16 protein-coding genes are annotated in these 14,844 nt (G+C 37.3%); 7 read left to right on the top strand and 9 right to left on the bottom strand.

What is annotated here, in order from left to right:
• Positions 1 to 20 precede the first annotated feature (20 nt).
• The 5 genes from EZ456_RS09070 (at position 21) to EZ456_RS09090 (ending at position 4,897) form a co-directional block, all read left to right on the top strand.
• Complete coding sequence (locus EZ456_RS09070; protein ID WP_131529391.1) at positions 21 to 2,099, top strand: insulinase family protein; 2,079 nt, start codon at positions 21 to 23, stop codon at positions 2,097 to 2,099.
• Between the two features lie 384 nt (positions 2,100 to 2,483).
• Complete coding sequence (locus EZ456_RS09075) at positions 2,484 to 2,852, top strand: cytochrome c family protein (protein ID WP_131529393.1); 369 nt, start codon at positions 2,484 to 2,486, stop codon at positions 2,850 to 2,852.
• A 59-nt stretch (positions 2,853 to 2,911) separates the two neighbouring features.
• Positions 2,912 to 3,454, top strand: a complete 543-nt coding sequence (locus EZ456_RS09080; protein WP_131529395.1) for a YceI family protein — start codon at positions 2,912 to 2,914, stop codon at positions 3,452 to 3,454.
• A gap of 6 nt (positions 3,455 to 3,460) precedes the next feature.
• The gene (locus tag EZ456_RS09085; protein WP_205945059.1) at positions 3,461 to 4,408 is read left to right on the top strand and encodes a DUF5777 family beta-barrel protein; all 948 of its coding nucleotides are present in this window, start codon (positions 3,461 to 3,463) and stop codon (positions 4,406 to 4,408) included.
• 36 nt (positions 4,409 to 4,444) lie between these two features.
• Positions 4,445 to 4,897, top strand: a complete 453-nt coding sequence (locus tag EZ456_RS09090; RefSeq protein WP_131529397.1) for a QcrA and Rieske domain-containing protein — start codon at positions 4,445 to 4,447, stop codon at positions 4,895 to 4,897.
• Positions 4,898 to 4,956: 59 nt separating this feature from the next.
• Here the strand turns inward: EZ456_RS09090 and EZ456_RS09095 are convergent, their stop codons facing one another.
• The 3 genes from EZ456_RS09095 to EZ456_RS09105 are packed head-to-tail and all read right to left on the bottom strand — an operon-like array spanning position 4,957 to position 8,190.
• Positions 4,957 to 6,099 carry an ABC transporter permease gene (locus EZ456_RS09095; protein ID WP_131529399.1) on the bottom strand — a complete coding sequence of 381 codons (1,143 nt, stop codon included), beginning with the start codon at positions 6,097 to 6,099 and terminating at the stop codon, positions 4,957 to 4,959.
• Positions 6,099 to 7,235, bottom strand: a complete 1,137-nt coding sequence (locus EZ456_RS09100; protein WP_131529401.1) for a glycosyltransferase family 2 protein — start codon at positions 7,233 to 7,235, stop codon at positions 6,099 to 6,101. Before EZ456_RS09100 ends, EZ456_RS09095 begins: the two co-directional genes overlap by 1 nt.
• The gene (locus tag EZ456_RS09105; protein WP_131529403.1) at positions 7,213 to 8,190 is read right to left on the bottom strand and encodes a lysylphosphatidylglycerol synthase domain-containing protein; all 978 of its coding nucleotides are present in this window, start codon (positions 8,188 to 8,190) and stop codon (positions 7,213 to 7,215) included. Before EZ456_RS09105 ends, EZ456_RS09100 begins: the two co-directional genes overlap by 23 nt.
• Before the next feature lie 41 nt (positions 8,191 to 8,231).
• On the opposite strand from EZ456_RS09105, the gene ruvC reads away from it, so the two are divergent.
• Positions 8,232 to 8,819: a crossover junction endodeoxyribonuclease RuvC gene (gene ruvC / locus EZ456_RS09110; protein WP_131529742.1), complete on the top strand. Its 588-nt coding sequence runs from the start codon at positions 8,232 to 8,234 to the stop codon at positions 8,817 to 8,819.
• A gap of 56 nt (positions 8,820 to 8,875) precedes the next feature.
• Here ruvC and EZ456_RS09115 read toward each other — a convergent pair whose 3' ends face one another.
• The 4 genes from EZ456_RS09115 to EZ456_RS09130 form a co-directional block, all read right to left on the bottom strand.
• Positions 8,876 to 9,238 (bottom strand): hypothetical protein, encoded by a 363-nt coding sequence (locus tag EZ456_RS09115; RefSeq protein ID WP_131529405.1) that lies wholly within the window; start codon positions 9,236 to 9,238, stop codon positions 8,876 to 8,878.
• Between the two features lie 38 nt (positions 9,239 to 9,276).
• The gene (locus EZ456_RS09120) at positions 9,277 to 10,173 is read right to left on the bottom strand and encodes a DUF4349 domain-containing protein (RefSeq protein WP_131529407.1); all 897 of its coding nucleotides are present in this window, start codon (positions 10,171 to 10,173) and stop codon (positions 9,277 to 9,279) included.
• Positions 10,174 to 10,727: 554 nt separating this feature from the next.
• Entirely contained in the window at positions 10,728 to 10,946 is a 219-nt protein-coding gene (locus EZ456_RS09125) for a hypothetical protein (protein WP_029278686.1), read from the bottom strand.
• 57 nt (positions 10,947 to 11,003) lie between these two features.
• Complete coding sequence (locus tag EZ456_RS09130; RefSeq protein WP_131529409.1) at positions 11,004 to 11,771, bottom strand: 5'-nucleotidase, lipoprotein e(P4) family; 768 nt, start codon at positions 11,769 to 11,771, stop codon at positions 11,004 to 11,006.
• A gap of 150 nt (positions 11,772 to 11,921) precedes the next feature.
• On the opposite strand from EZ456_RS09130, the gene EZ456_RS09135 reads away from it, so the two are divergent.
• Positions 11,922 to 12,554: a PKD domain-containing protein gene (locus tag EZ456_RS09135; RefSeq protein WP_131529411.1), complete on the top strand. Its 633-nt coding sequence runs from the start codon at positions 11,922 to 11,924 to the stop codon at positions 12,552 to 12,554.
• A gap of 61 nt (positions 12,555 to 12,615) precedes the next feature.
• On the opposite strand, the gene EZ456_RS09140 is transcribed toward EZ456_RS09135, so the two are convergent.
• Together EZ456_RS09140 and atpG are read right to left on the bottom strand one after the other, a co-directional pair.
• Positions 12,616 to 13,743 carry an ATP-binding protein gene (locus EZ456_RS09140; protein ID WP_131529413.1) on the bottom strand — a complete coding sequence of 376 codons (1,128 nt, stop codon included), beginning with the start codon at positions 13,741 to 13,743 and terminating at the stop codon, positions 12,616 to 12,618.
• A gap of 198 nt (positions 13,744 to 13,941) precedes the next feature.
• Complete coding sequence (gene atpG, locus EZ456_RS09145) at positions 13,942 to 14,826, bottom strand: ATP synthase F1 subunit gamma (protein WP_131529415.1); 885 nt, start codon at positions 14,824 to 14,826, stop codon at positions 13,942 to 13,944.
• Positions 14,827 to 14,844: the final 18 nt, after the last annotated feature.

Consider the following 14,844-nt stretch of genomic DNA (forward strand, 5'->3'; position numbering starts at 1 on the left):
TCATTTTAATTATTAAAAACATGAAGAAATTATTCATTATAGCTGCAATTTCCTTATTGGCTCAAGGTATTTCAGCACAAACAATAGATCGAAGCCACAAACCAAAACCAGGTCCTGCACCAATTATTACTGTTGGCGATCCTGTTATCTATAAATTAGCAAATGGCATAACTGTTTTGGTGGTAGAAAACCATAAACTGCCAAAAGTATCAGCAAGTTACAGTATCGATGCAGGCCCTATTACCGAAGGTGCAAAAGCAGGCGTAGTTGGCTTGATGGGCAGTATGCTGAACGAAGGAACCACTACTAAAACAAAAGCACAGTTTGACGAGGCGGTAGATCAGCTAGGTGCAGATGTAGGTGCTGGTTCTTATGGTGGTAGTGCTTCGGCTTTAACCCGTTATTTTCCTGAAGCATTTGCTTTAATGGCAGAGAGCATCCGTAAACCTGCTTTCTCTGCAGAATCTTTTGAAAAACTAAAATCGCAAACCATCACTGGATTAAAATCTAACGAGAAAAGTGCAAAAGCCATTTCAGCACGCGTGGTAAATGCATTGGCTTATGGCAAAAACAATCCTTATGGAGAGTTTGAAACGGAGGCTTCTATTACAGGCATTACCTTAGATGATGTTAAAGCTACCTACAAGAAGTATATTACGCCATCTAGAGGTTATTTAACTTTTGTAGGCGACATTAAACCAGAAGCAGCAAAGGCTTTGGCAGAGAAAGCCTTTGGCGATTGGAAAGGAACTGCATTAACTTTACCAGTACTTACTAAAGTTGCTAATCCTGCCAAAACAGAAGTTGACATTATTAATGTGAGCAATGCAGTTCAATCTGAAATTACCGTGGTTAACTTAATCGACTTACCGATGAGCAGCCCAGATTATTTCCCGATTTTATTGGCGAACCAGATTTTAGGTGGTGGTAGTGAATCGAGATTATTTGACAACCTCCGAGAGAAACATGGTTTTACTTACGGTGCATACTCAAGCACAGGCTCAGGCCGTTTCCAATCCAAATTTTCGGCTAATGCCGCAGTTAGAAATGAGAAAGTTGATAGTGCAGTGGTAGAATTTTTAAGAGAAATTAACACTATCCGTACCACAAAGGTTACTGCTGATGAATTACAAAATGCGAAAAATCTTTTTAATGGATCGTTTGCATTAGGCTTAGAAAACCCGGCCCGTACCGCAGGTTTTGCCAGCAACATTTTAATTAACAACTTACCTAAAGATTTTTACCGCACTTATTTACAAAAGGTGAATGCGGTAACTACCGACGATATTTTAAGGGTAACTAAAAAATACTTTAACCACAATAATACACGTATTGTTATTGTGGGCAAAACCGACGCATTTGCAGGAGGCTTAACTAAAGCAGGTTTTAAAACACAGGTTTATGATAACTATGCAAATCCAGTTAAAGCAACCCAAACAACTGCTGGCCCAACAGCTGCACCTGCAGAAATTATCAAAAACTATATCAAAGCCATTGGCGGTGAAGAAGCGGTTAAAAAAATCACTTCATTACAACAAAACGGTGAAATGGAAATGCAAGGTCAAAAGCTTACGGTTACCATTAAAAATATGGCGCCTAACTTAAGCAGCATGGAAATTTCTATGGGGGGCCAAACGGCGATGAAACAGGTTTATAATGGTAAAACAGGTTATGCGATGCAAATGGGTCAAAAAGCTGAATTAACTGGAGATGATCTAGCTGAAAAGAAAGATGATAAAGGTTATGGCGGTCAACTGTACTATGCAACTGATGGAACTAAAATTGAATCTGCAGGCACCGCAAAAGTTGGTACTGCCGATGCATTTAAATTGAATATCACTTCTCCATCAGGCAAAAAGAAAACAGAATATTACGATACCAAATCAGGTCTACTTTTAAAAGACGAAAGTACCACTACCAAAGGTGGAGCAGAAATTAGCCAGTCTATGGAATATTCAAACTACAAGAAAGTAGGGGATGTTTTATTTCCGTTTACCTTAACTCAATCGGTAGCAAGCCCACAAGGTTCTCAGGAGTTTTCAGTTATAATTAAAGAGATTAAAATTAACCCGCCTTTAAAGGCCGAAGATTTTAACTAGGTTTTAGATAGAATTATCTTGAAAGCCGTCCCGATGTAAAATCGGGACGGCTTTTTTTTATATTTTTTTTTATTGCAGGCAACCAATCTTAAAAAGCTTACGTATCGATTAAGATTTCAACAGAAATTTCATTTAAAAACCACTGCCAATATAAAAACAGCAATGATTTCTAAATAAACAAAACTTAAACTTAAAACTATTCGGATATGACTGCTAAAAAACAAGTTATCGCAATTTTATTCGCTGCATTCCTGATCATGCTATGCATTTCCGTAAATGCAAAAGGCAATTCAGTGCTCACCAACAAAATTTTAGCTGTTTCGCTTATCAATCGACTGTGATTATCAGAAATCTATCTTTTACAAAAAAATAAACAAAAACCTTATGAAAAAACAAAATTCAATCTTTTTATTCGCCACAATTACTGTCTTACTATTTGCCTGCTCTAAAAAACAAGCAGCGGAATTAAAGCCCGAAACACCAACACCCAATGGCCCAACACCCGTAACCACTGCGAATGTAACCTATACTAATTTCACCGGGGCATTATTTCAAACCAAATGTAACAGCTGTCATGGTCCTAATGGGGGAATAAAAGGGGTATGGGCATTTAATGGTTTAGCCTCTATAAAAAATGACGCGCGCGTGGCTAATTCCGTTTTGGTTACTAAAACCATGCCCAGAGGTGGGTCTTTAACCGTCAGCGAAAGGGAATTATTACAAGCATGGGTTGATAAAGGCATGCCAGAATAATTAATAAAGATTAACGCTAAATCAAAATGGTTTTATTATTTATTTAAATAAATACACCAATGCAAAAATTATTTTTCACGTTAGTAGCCTTGTTTTTATGCACTGGCATAAAAGCACAGATATGGGTAAGTAAAAATGTAACTTCTTCGTTTTTTTCTTCAACACCTGTAGAAGATATTGATGCCTCCAGTAAAGCAGGGGCTTCAGCCATAAACACCAAAACCAACGATATCATTTTCAAGATTAGTAATAGCTCATATCAGTTCAAGAAAAAGCTGATGCAAGAGCACTTTAACGAAAATTATATCGAAAGCGATAAATATCCTACATCAGAATTTAAAGGAAAAATTGTAGAACAGATCGATTTTTCAAAGCCAGGCACCTACCCTATTACAGTAAAAGGAAACCTGCAGATCCACGGGGTTACCAAAGAATATCAGGCAAAAGGATCGCTGGTGATTACCGGTGATGAAGCGAAGGCCACCTCAGCCTTTAATGTAAAACTTGTAGATCACAATATCAAAGTCCCAACGATTGTTTTCAAACAAATTGCAGAAACTATACTAGTAAAAATGACTGCTATTTATCAACCTAAAAAATAAAATCTTATGAAATATCATCTGAAATCTCTTACATACCTATTTATTATTGGCTTACCAACTTTGGCTTTTGCTCAAGATTCGCTTGAAAATGCACTGAAAATGCCCATCGAAAAGAAAAATGTGCGGGCTACTTTTAAGTCCACTAAACTCATTAATATACAAACCAATGAAACCATTTACAAAAATGAGATGGATTTCAGGGTAGATCACCGGTTTGGAGATATTGCCGGATCTGGTGGCGGGATTAAAAACTTTTTTGGTTTGGATCAATCAACCGATATCCGTATCGGTTTTGATTATGGAATCAGCGATAAACTTTCGGTAGGTATAGCCAGGGCAAAAGGCGCTGGAGTAGTAACACAATTGTACGAAGGGAACTTAAAATATCGGTTACTGGAACAAACCGATGATGAAAAAATACCCGTAGCGGTAACATTATTTGGCAGTACAACCATTGCAGCGGTAAAAGCTTCAACGGATCCAACAGCAGTGAATGCTTACAGCCAATTTCAGGATCGCCTGGTTTATGTAGTGCAGGGAATAATCGCCAGAAAATTTAACAACAATTTTTCGATGTTAGTAATGCCCTCATACATTCATCGCAATTTTACCGTTTTTGGTGATGAAAACGATTTGTTTGCATTATCTGTTGGTGGGCGGATTAAACTAACAAAACGCATGGCTTTTGTTGCCGATTATACCATTCCTTTTAGGAATAAAGATAAAAAGGCTTATCTCGAATCTACCTCTGGAAATCAATTCTATAACACACTTGGCGCCGGACTGGAGTTTGAAACTGGCGGTCATATTTTCCACCTTAATTTTACCAATGCAACAGCCATCCAGGAATCGCAATTTATTACCGATACTAATACTTCCTGGCTTAAGGGACAATACCGTTGGGGCTTTAGTATTGCCCGAAGGTTCTCTTTCGATAAGAAGAAAGCAAAGTAGATCAAATTGAACCAAAAAATAAAAAACTAAACAATTATGGAACGTAACGAATTTATCAAATCATTGGGGCTGGGTGTCGCTATGGTTTGCACCGGAGCTTGCTTTTCTGCCTGCGGTAAAAAAAGTGATTCACCAGAACCTGGAAAACCAAATGGTAGTGGTGTGCCTTCAGGTACTACCGCAAGTGTAGATCTGAGTACGCAATTACTAACCGTTGGCGCGTCTATCACTCAAAACGGCATATTGTTTATCCGTACGGCAACAGGAAATGCGGGTAGCTCATTTGTGGCCACGCAAGCAATTTGTCCACACCAGGGCGGTGCATTAAGTTTTATCCAAGCCAGCAATTACATTCAATGTGGCTTACATAGTTCGAGGTATACCACTTCGGGAAGCATTTTAGCCCAACCGAATGATGGTGGCACCACGAGTGCATTAAAAGTTTATCCACTTACTGTTTCAGGAAATACACTAACTGCCACAGCGTAAGTTTTTTGTTTTTAAGGGTAAAGCAGTATCGATTGGTACTGCTTTTTTTATGATTATTATTAAACGGTTACGTTCTGTCCTTTTACATCAAAGGCATCGCGTAAGCCTATGGCCAGCACATTAAAAGCATAAACAGTAAGCATAATGGCTAAACCAGGTAAAACAGCAAGGTAAGCTGCATCCATAATGATATAACCATAATGCTCTTTAATCATGCTCCCCCAACTTGGCATCGGTGGCTGGGCACCGAAGCCTAAAAAGCTCAAGCCTGTTTCTAACAATATGGCTGAGGCGAAATTAGATGAGGCCACCACTAAAATCGGGCCTGCAATGTTCGGCAATATATGTCTGATAATGGTTCTGCTTGTACTAAAGCCTAAAGCTCTTGCTGCCTCCACAAATTCGACCTCTTTTAAAGCCATTACCTGCCCACGTACCAATCTGGCTACATCTACCCAGGTGGATAAGCCTACCGCAATAAAGATTTGCCAAAAGCCTTTACCCAAAGCAAACGATATAGCAATAACGAGCAGTAATGATGGTAGCGACCAAACAACATTCATAAACCAACTGATTGCCGCGTCTACACGTCCACCAAAATAACCCGCTATTGCGCCTAAACTCACACCAATAAAAAGAGAGATGAGAACAGCCATTAAACCTACCGAGAGTGAAACACGGATACCTAAAATTAACCGGCTTAGTAAATCGCGTCCGTAAATGTCAGTCCCTAAAATATAAGTCTGTTTGTAGATATTATTTTTTTCGAAAAGTGCCTGTGGGGTACCTATTTTTGAGGGCAATACGCAAGAAGGGCATAAATCCTTCAGTGCATACCTGGTTTCTTTAGCTTTTTCATCCTCCCCAATATATTCCTGCACAAAAACAGCTTTATCTTTTATCTTGTAAGAAGTAATCGGGATACTTTTAAAAGTTGGCGTTTGCCCATTGAGCATCCTTTCGAAAAAGTTAAGCTTTTCTACTTTAGCATTCCTGCTGATAATTAAAAAAGTAAATGTACTTCCGGGTTTCTTTTTGTTTAGCTGAAGAATCTGAACATTCGCATTTGGAGAATCATCAGGCATAATTAAATAACCCAAAATACCCATCACCATTAAAAGTAAAATAAAAACCAATCCGCCGAAAGCAAATTTATTCCGTTTAAACTTTAACCATACTTTTTTTGATGGGCTATTATCCATTATCTAACCATTCTGCCTTTCCAATTGTATTTGCCACTGTTTCCGGCAATCCCGATGTATACCATATAAAGCACATGCAGCACATTTAGAACCGGTATTAAAATGAGTAAACTGCGCCTTTTTGCAAATCCAGTTACATCCCATAAAAATAATGTTTCTAAAACCATTTTAACCAACAATTGATAAAATGTGATCGCTAGAAACCCTGGAACAAAAAGTCCTGTGATAAAATTTGCGAGAATAGAAAGGTTGAAGATCCAAATTAGTACCCCCAACACGATAATGGCTTTGTTTTTATAACGGGTACTCTTCGAGGCCCAGCGTTTGCGCTGCTGTATAAACGAACCTAAAGTTTCTTTTGCATGGGTGTATACAATTGCTTCTCTATTTTTGAGGAAACCGATCTGATCTGGATATTTAGCTGCAATTTTATGTAACAGTAGCTCATCATCCCCCGATGCCAGATCATCTATTCCCTGGAAGCCACCAACTTCATAAAAAGTTGTTTTTTCATACGCCAAATTTGCGCCATTACAGGTTGATGGTTGCTTGTTCCCAATGGTAGAAGCTCCTAAGCCAATAAGGTATAGAAATTCTAATGATTGTAATCGCTCAAAAAAACTTTTCTCCTGAAAATAAGCTACCGGGGAAGAGATCATTTTATATTTTTTCTGCTCGTACAGGTTCACAATGGTAGCCAACCAATCTGCACCCATCCTACAATCCGCATCTGTAGTAATAATGAGGTCGCCAGAACAAGTACTTATTGCGGTTTGAATGGCTTTCTTTTTATATGAATTTAAGGCCCTGTCTTCATTTAGCTTGATCAGTTTCACATTCCTATCAGCATAACTCAATACAATATCACTGGTACGATCGGTAGAGTGGTCGTCAATAATAATAATCTCAGTTAAAACTTTAGGGTATTGCTGTGCAATCAGATCATCGATGGTTTTGGTGATATTAGCTTCCTCATCCCTTGCAGCAACAATAATAGAAACTTTGGTTTGAGGATCTGATTTTTGTGGTGTAAAATAGATCAGGTTATGCCATCCTCTGATAAAATTAAGCACCAAAAAACCATAAATTAAGGTTAAAGCAGCGGATATAAGACTAATTAGATTTAAGATTTCCAAAAAAATTGAGTTTAAAAACGAAATAAGTGCCTAAGATAGCAGGAATTATAATATTTATGAGCCAAATACTTGCAGTACATGCAATAACAGCTACATGTTGATCGGTTACATGTTTAAATAATTCAACCGCAGTGACGCTTCTGATGCCAACATCAAAAAGATCTAAGGATGGCAATGCCGATTGAACCAAAAAGAGCAAACAGGTCATCATCATAATATCGGCATAGTGTAAACCTGGTATCAACCAGATAAACAAAATGAAATATTGCGAGCTAAATACCAGATATCGGGCAAAACAATAGGTGATGATTTTAAACAGCTCTCTTTTTCGGTAGCGGCCTAAAATGCTGTAAAACTTCTTGTACTTCCTTGTGAATTTAATGGAGAGCAAAATCCCATTTAACCATCGGATGTTAAAGTAGAAGACCAGGAAAAACAGACAGAAAAATACCGCCAGAATTACCATTGCAATAAACAGCACATGATCGATCGGGATAAATCGGTAAACAAAAAAACAGGCTGCAATGGCACCAAAAACATTCGTTAATACCAATTGACCAATACTGCCAACGCTCATGGCAACAATACCCACAATCCTTCTTTTAGGCGACAGGAAAAACACCCTCCCTCCATACTCTCCTAGCCTGTTGGGTGTAAAAATGGCTAGTGTTAATCCACAAAATACCGATTCGATAGCGCGGTAAAAACCAATGGGCTCAATGTGGCTCATTAAGTATTTCCATTTTCCAGCCTCCAAAAACCAATTCACAAACATTAATAACACCACTATACCTATTACCGAAATAATTTCTGTTTGCGGGATATCTTTTAAGAGTGTACTAAAATCGTGAAGATTTTTATTCGCAACCAGCTTATGGTAAATAAACCAAAAAGCAAATATTACGATTGCAGCTTTGATGAGAAATGATAATATTTTTTTGTTCTTGCCTGTCAAGATTATCTTTTTAGTTTGCAAATATGCTTAATATTGCTGTAATGTTGAACGAAAAAAAGGAGCGGGTTATTATGGGCATTGATCCAGGTACGGCGGTGATGGGTTATGGCGTAATTTTAGAGAAGGGAAATAAAACAGAACTGATCAGTTTAGGGGTGGTAAAGATGACTCATTTAGATGATCCATTCCTTAAGCTTCAACGGATATTCGAAAAAACAGTGGTTTTGATCGATCAGTACAAACCTGATGTACTGGCCATCGAAGCACCATTTTATGGCAAAAATATTCAGGTATTATTAAAACTCGGTCGTGCGCAGGGTATTGCTATTGCAGCCGCACTCTCCAGAAATATTTCCGTAACTGAATATTCGCCGCGTAAGATCAAACAATCCATTACCGGCAGCGGGAATGCCACGAAAGAACAAGTGGCGGCCATGTTGCAGCGCTTGCTAAATTTCAAGGAAACGCCAGAGTTTTTAGATGCCACCGATGGTTTGGCAGTTGCAGTTTGCCATTCTTTTCAAAAAATTACTTCAGGTGGGAAATCCAAAACCTATTCGGGTTGGGAATCCTTTGTAAGTGATAACAAAACCAAGGTTAAAGGTTTGGTTTCAAAAGTCAAGAAATAGTCGGTCGGTGAGACACCGACCGATGGGTAGTCTTCATTAAATATCTTTATTTTAATCTATTTATTGGGAGTCAAATGTAAGATTAGACTATCTTTGGAAACTGAATTATAGTTGTTTTTCTCCCAGTATTCATCAAAATCAATTGCAAGCACATCAAAACCATCTTTTGTTAGCACAATTTTAGCATCAGGACAGTTTGGTACACACCCCACAAAGAGGCTACCTCTAAAAAAACCTTGTTCATCAGAATAACAACTATCTGCAATATTATCATTTAGTAGAAGTACAACTTTAACTCCTTTTAAAGGAAGTTTGGTCTTTGAGTCATATATATGACCATCACCTCCCACAATCCCCTCACATGCCAGTAAAAAGGTCAGTAATCCGAAAAACATGATATTAAATATGGCCCTTTTCATTTTCAGGTTATTATTGGCATTCCAATACATGAAATAATTTAATTGTTCGGGTGATTATCGATTAAACTTTTAGTCGCTTCATCCATTGCTAATTTATTCTTACGAATAAAATATTTTATAGTGAAGAAGATTGCAATACCTACCAATATCAGCATCCATAAATTGGAAATTGCGATGATGATTTCTTTAAAGATTGTCCAGCCATTTACAACACCTAACCAAAGCCTGTTTATAAATGCAGGGCGATAGTCGTACAGATTGTCATTGGCCACAATCATGGTTTTAACGGTATTGTCCTGGTAAAAATTAAGCGTGATGGTACTGAATTTTACACGGCTATCGATCTGCATATTCTCGATTCTCTTGTCTACATAATCGTCTTTGATGTAGAGAGAAGATTCTACATTGGCACTTTTCTTCGTCGCTACTTTATTGATCTTTTCAATCGCATCAACCCGATTCTGTGCTTTTAGCCTATTGGCTAAATAAGCGATGCTTTGATCGTCCATTTTCATCGATTGGTGATCTACAAAGACAGCCATTTTTGCGATGGTATTGGTAAATTCATCCAGCTTCTCTGACGGAACCTTGGCCACCAGATAACCTTGTGTACGATAGGAGGTAATTTCTTTTAACGAATCGGTAGATTGTTTAACCTTATCGGTTTCTTGGATAGAGCTTTCGATAGAAAACTCAGCCACAGTTCCGCCTTCGGCTTTAATGGTTTTGCTGAGCTGTTCTTTGGTGTTCTGAACGTCTTTCACCCTAAAACGCATATCTGCAGTTTTAATAATCTTTTCAGCCGCTGTGGTGTCTGCAGATTCTTTGTTTAAATCCTGTGTATCGACAGCATCGGCACTTGCATATTTTTTATTTTCATTTTGGCAGCCAAAGATTGTTAAAATTATGGCTATAGCAATAATATTCCTTTTCATGATTGTGTGGTTCTAAATAAATAATCATTTTAAATATTTGCTTCAAATGGCCATAAGAAGTTCAGCGTTTTGGTTAGCTTTTAACGCTGTGTTTTCTCTTAATACCAGAATTATATTTAGGTAACCCAATACTGAGTTTAGCGTAGTGAGAAGGGAGTTTGGAGGGCTTTTTCGTATATTATAAACCTGGAGTCTTTAACGTGTGTCTTTTTTGAAAAGCAGGTTATTGTGTAGATCGGTTCCGAAAGCCCTGCCATCCGCTTTACCTCTCTGCGTTCGGTGCCCGCTCCTGTCAGGTTTAAATTACTTAGGCAGACCTTTCTATCCTAAACCCGACAGCCGCGATAGCCCCTGATTCTTCATCAGGGCTAAAGCAAATGGCGGGACTGCTGTAACCTAAATGCTTCTGAATTTGCTTTTCAAAAAAAGAAAGTATATTATTTTAATGGCCTCAATGAAGGCTGCACCATTTAAAATCGGATGGATTCGTGCCTATAAACAAAAAGCCGATTATGAATGAACATGACCGGCTTTATATTTTGATAGTAGAACGCTTATGCGTCTAATATTTTGAATACACCTTTAATGGCAATAATTGCACCGATGAACAAAACAATCCAGGATGCTAAAGATACTTGCCACGAATCGTAAGCGAAACGTGCGTAAGTACCCACCATGCAAACCAGTACACCAAAAATCATTAATTTATAAATTCCTGGCTGGTTAGCCGTTTTCATACTTTCTGTATTGTGCTTTAATTCGTTGTTCTCCATAATGTTTATTTTTATGATGCTGCAAAAGTAATACTTATTGCTGAATAATTATAAAACTTAGTAACTTTTTAATCGTTCTAATCTTTGTTTCGCTTTATCCTTATCACTAAGTTTTTCTCCCTGATACAAAGGCTTTTCCCAATCGCCATACATTGGGTTTGGCAACACAATATACTTTGTTCCAAATAGGTTCTGATTTGTGTTTACCTGCTCAAAAGTATTTTTATTTTCGCGATAAAAAATATTGCTGAAATCGCTTAAATTATCGCCACATAACAGGAGAATATGATGCGTTTCAGTAATTTTTTGGCGGCGTGGTTCTTTATTTGATGTTCCTTTCGAGACTAATAAATGTGCATCATCTGCATAAGGAAAGCCAAAGTGCTGCAGGTTTTTCAACGTTGCGATATAATCCTTTTCATCGCGGTTACTCACATAAAAAGTTTCGATATTCTTTGATGCTGCAAACTTTAAAAAAGCCAAAGCACCAGGAACGGTATCGGCCTGAGCCAGATTTGTCCATTCTGTCCAGTCTTCGGACACATAACTTAGTCCTTTTTTAATTTCGTGCCCTTGAAAAGCAGAGTTGTCTAAAACGGTTTCGTCAATATCAACAATCACACAATTTGGTTTTTTACTGGTATCGGCCCATAAAGCTTCTTTTAACGATAAACGGGCAAAGTTATAAGCCTGAAAACATAGCGCGCGGTACTCGCCCGAGGTTTGCTGCCAAAGCACGGCATTAGTATAATCCCTCGCAGGGTTTTGACCGGCAGCAAAAAGCGGTAGCAAAAACGATATAACAATAAATAGGTTTTTTTTCATGATTTGGAATTAAAGTTCAAAGATATTAAACTCCTATGATGCAGAATTCATTTAAACATCATTTAAATCATATCGTAAATAATTTAACTATTAATTTATTAGTTATAGAAATTTATTAGTTTTGGGTACACACAAATAAAATCAATTACTATGAAATTTAAACACTTACTAGGGGTAGCTATTGCCCTATTTTTCTTTGCGGCTTGCAAGAAACAATCAAATCCAGAAATTAGTACAACCGATTTTAACATTAATAAAAAATCATTGTATTTAACGCAATCAATTGAGCTTAATGCAAAAGATGCAACCGCAGGTGGCAATTATATTTGGAATTACGGCGATGGGACTATTGAAACCAAAGGAAGTAAAACCGAACATCAGTACAAAACTTCTGGCATTTTTGAAGTGACTTTAACTGTTTACAACAAGACTAGTAAGATCAAGGTAATGGTACTTCCGGGGGATATCAGTTACCAAATTAAAAACAACAGCACCTTCGACCTAGATCTGAATTCTTATGTCAACCTACCTGTTAATACAGTAAGGTCGGTATTAAAGCCAAACGGACTCTCTGATACCATTTATGTTAAATTACAGGCTACAGGAAATTTATTGCAGCTTACAAACATTAGTGGTATTGCGAAAGGAAAAGCTTTTCGTTTTGATGATATGTTTTGGCAAAAAGATTCTATTCATAACATTCTCTCAGTAAATAACGATACTAAAATTCAACTTGGCGCACATGGGGAACTAGGAATTAGTTCTACACTTGGGAATTTATAACAATCAGTAGAAAACATGACGCCCGTTCTTAACCGAAACGGGCTTCTTTGTTATAAAGATTTTAACCATTCAAAAAACTTCCTCTTTCCTTTTTTGATAAGATCAGTGTTTCTGCTTCTGGATAAGCCTGTGTAAAAGTTGTAGGAATTTTATTTTTACCTCTTTCGTTCCATTTAAACTCAACAGCTAAAAATTTATCTTCCGTTTTTTCAACATAATCGATTTCTTGCTGCTGTGTAGTGCGCCAAAAAAAGCAATCTGCTTCCATTTGATGCTGATGTAAAAACTTTATCCGCTCAGCAATCATATAATTTTCGAACAGTGCACCTACATCATTTCTGTTAGCTATTGAATTAAAATTCCGCGTGATGGCATTCACAATGCCAGTATCATAAAAATAGATTTTCTTATTCTTTTTGATTTCATTTCGCACGTTGCCTGCAAAGGCCGGTAAAGTAAAAATCACAAAAGACTTTTCGAGCAAATTGATGTATTTATCTACCGTTTTTTGATCAGCTTTAACCAACTGTGCCAACTCCGAAAAATTAACCTCACTCCCGATCTGTAAAGCCAAAGCTTTTACAATTTTCTCAAACAACAGTGGTTTCTTCACCTCTTCAAGCGCAAATAAATCCTTATACAAATAGCTATCGGCAAGTAATTTTAAATGTTCTTCAGCATGCTGGAGATCGTTAATAATTTCAGGGTAAGCCCCATAAATCAAACGTTGCTCTAGTGATCTTTCTTCAGTAATAAAATCGGTATCGTTTACCAGTTCGGCATACGAAAAAGGCAAAAGCATCATTTCATATTTCCGACCAGTTAAAGGTTCATTAATTTTACCCGATAGTTCAAAGGCCGACGAACCTGTAGCAATTACCTGAACATTTTTAAAGCGGTCGACAATAATTTTAATCAATAGGCCCACATCAGCTATGCGCTGTGCTTCATCAATAAAAAGCACTTCGTAATTGCCTAGCATTTGCCCTATCTGTGTGGCATTGGGTTTGGCAAGAGTTTCTCTCACATCTGCATCATCTCCGTTTAGGTATAATGTCTTTTTGTCAACTTTGGCCAACAACTGCTCTACGAAGGTAGTCTTACCTGTTTGCCTTGGGCCAAATATGATGAAAGCTTTCCCTTTAAAGAGCCTTGCTAAAGCGTAATCCAATTGTTTCCTAACGATCATAACCACAAACTATACACAAAAGTATAATAATTTTGGATTACAATCCACAAAAAACATAATAATTTTGGATTACAATACATAAAAAACATAATAATTCTGGATTATATAAATTATAAATAACAAAAAACCCATTTCAATTAAGAAATGGGCTTAGATAGTTTTGACTGTTGACTAAAGACTTCCGACTCTAGACTTATCTTATCCGTTCAATGCTGCTGCACCACTTACAATCTCAGTTAACTCAGTTGTAATTGCTGCCTGACGTGCCTGGTTGTATGAAAGTTTCAAGGCTTTCAATAATTCTCCAGCATTTTCAGTTGCTTTATCCATTGAAGTCATACGTGCACCATGTTCAGAAGCGTGAGAATCTAAAACGGCTTTGTATAACTGAATTTTAACTGATTTAGGGATCAACTGTTCTACAATCTCTTCTTGCGAAGGCTCTAGAATGTAGTCAATATTGGCTGTTTTAGTTTCAACCTTCGCTTCTTCTGCTTTTGGTAAAGGCAACAACTGCTCAGTGGTAATAAATTGAACAGCTGCATTTTTAAAACGATTGTAAACAACCTCCACTTTATCAAACTCACCTTTAATAAAACCGGCCATAATTGCATCGGTAATTTTGGTTACGTTTTCGAAAGTTAAAGCAGTATACACTTCATTATTATTACCAATTACGTTATAATTACGTTTTTCGTAAAAATCCTGAGTTTTCTTACCGATAGAAATAATGCTCACATTACCGTTTTTCAACTGTTCGCTATATTTCTCAGCAATTAAATTGTTGGCCGCTTTAATCACGTTCATGTTAAAAGCACCAGCCAAACCACGGTTTGATGATACTGTTACAATTAAAACCTTATTAGGTTCACGCTCTTGTATAAAAGGCGATGAAGACCCTTCTAAACTTGCCGATAGATTACCTAAAATCTCTTTCAGTTTAGTTGCATAAGGACGTAAAGCGATAATTGCATTGGTAGCACGTTTCAACTTCGCAGCCGAAACCATTTTCATAGCTTTGGTAATCTGCTGTGTTGATTGTACCGATGCAATCCGGTTTCTTACTTCTTTTAAATTAGCCATTCTTTATTTAGATGTGAG

It is taken from the genome of Pedobacter psychrodurus, from assembly GCF_004331735.1.
Classification (GTDB): domain Bacteria; phylum Bacteroidota; class Bacteroidia; order Sphingobacteriales; family Sphingobacteriaceae; genus Pedobacter; species Pedobacter psychrodurus.

Excerpts from the sequence above, each read along its gene's own strand:
- EZ456_RS09070 (WP_131529391.1), top strand. The coding sequence starts at position 21 with ATGAAGAAATTATTCATTATAGCTGCAATTTCCTTATTGGCTCAAGGT.
- EZ456_RS09075 (WP_131529393.1), top strand. The coding sequence starts at position 2,484 with ATGAAAAAACAAAATTCAATCTTTTTATTCGCCACAATTACTGTCTTA.
- EZ456_RS09080 (WP_131529395.1), top strand. The coding sequence starts at position 2,912 with ATGCAAAAATTATTTTTCACGTTAGTAGCCTTGTTTTTATGCACTGGC.
- EZ456_RS09085 (WP_205945059.1), top strand. The coding sequence starts at position 3,461 with ATGAAATATCATCTGAAATCTCTTACATACCTATTTATTATTGGCTTA.
- EZ456_RS09090 (WP_131529397.1), top strand. The coding sequence starts at position 4,445 with ATGGAACGTAACGAATTTATCAAATCATTGGGGCTGGGTGTCGCTATG.
- EZ456_RS09095 (WP_131529399.1), bottom strand. The coding sequence starts at position 6,099 with ATGGATAATAGCCCATCAAAAAAAGTATGGTTAAAGTTTAAACGGAAT.
- ruvC (WP_131529742.1), top strand. The coding sequence starts at position 8,232 with ATGTTGAACGAAAAAAAGGAGCGGGTTATTATGGGCATTGATCCAGGT.
- EZ456_RS09115 (WP_131529405.1), bottom strand. The coding sequence starts at position 9,238 with ATGAAAAGGGCCATATTTAATATCATGTTTTTCGGATTACTGACCTTT.
- EZ456_RS09120 (WP_131529407.1), bottom strand. The coding sequence starts at position 10,173 with ATGAAAAGGAATATTATTGCTATAGCCATAATTTTAACAATCTTTGGC.
- EZ456_RS09125 (WP_029278686.1), bottom strand. The coding sequence starts at position 10,946 with ATGGAGAACAACGAATTAAAGCACAATACAGAAAGTATGAAAACGGCT.
- EZ456_RS09130 (WP_131529409.1), bottom strand. The coding sequence starts at position 11,771 with ATGAAAAAAAACCTATTTATTGTTATATCGTTTTTGCTACCGCTTTTT.
- EZ456_RS09135 (WP_131529411.1), top strand. The coding sequence starts at position 11,922 with ATGAAATTTAAACACTTACTAGGGGTAGCTATTGCCCTATTTTTCTTT.
- EZ456_RS09140 (WP_131529413.1), bottom strand. The coding sequence starts at position 13,743 with ATGATCGTTAGGAAACAATTGGATTACGCTTTAGCAAGGCTCTTTAAA.
- atpG (WP_131529415.1), bottom strand. The coding sequence starts at position 14,826 with ATGGCTAATTTAAAAGAAGTAAGAAACCGGATTGCATCGGTACAATCA.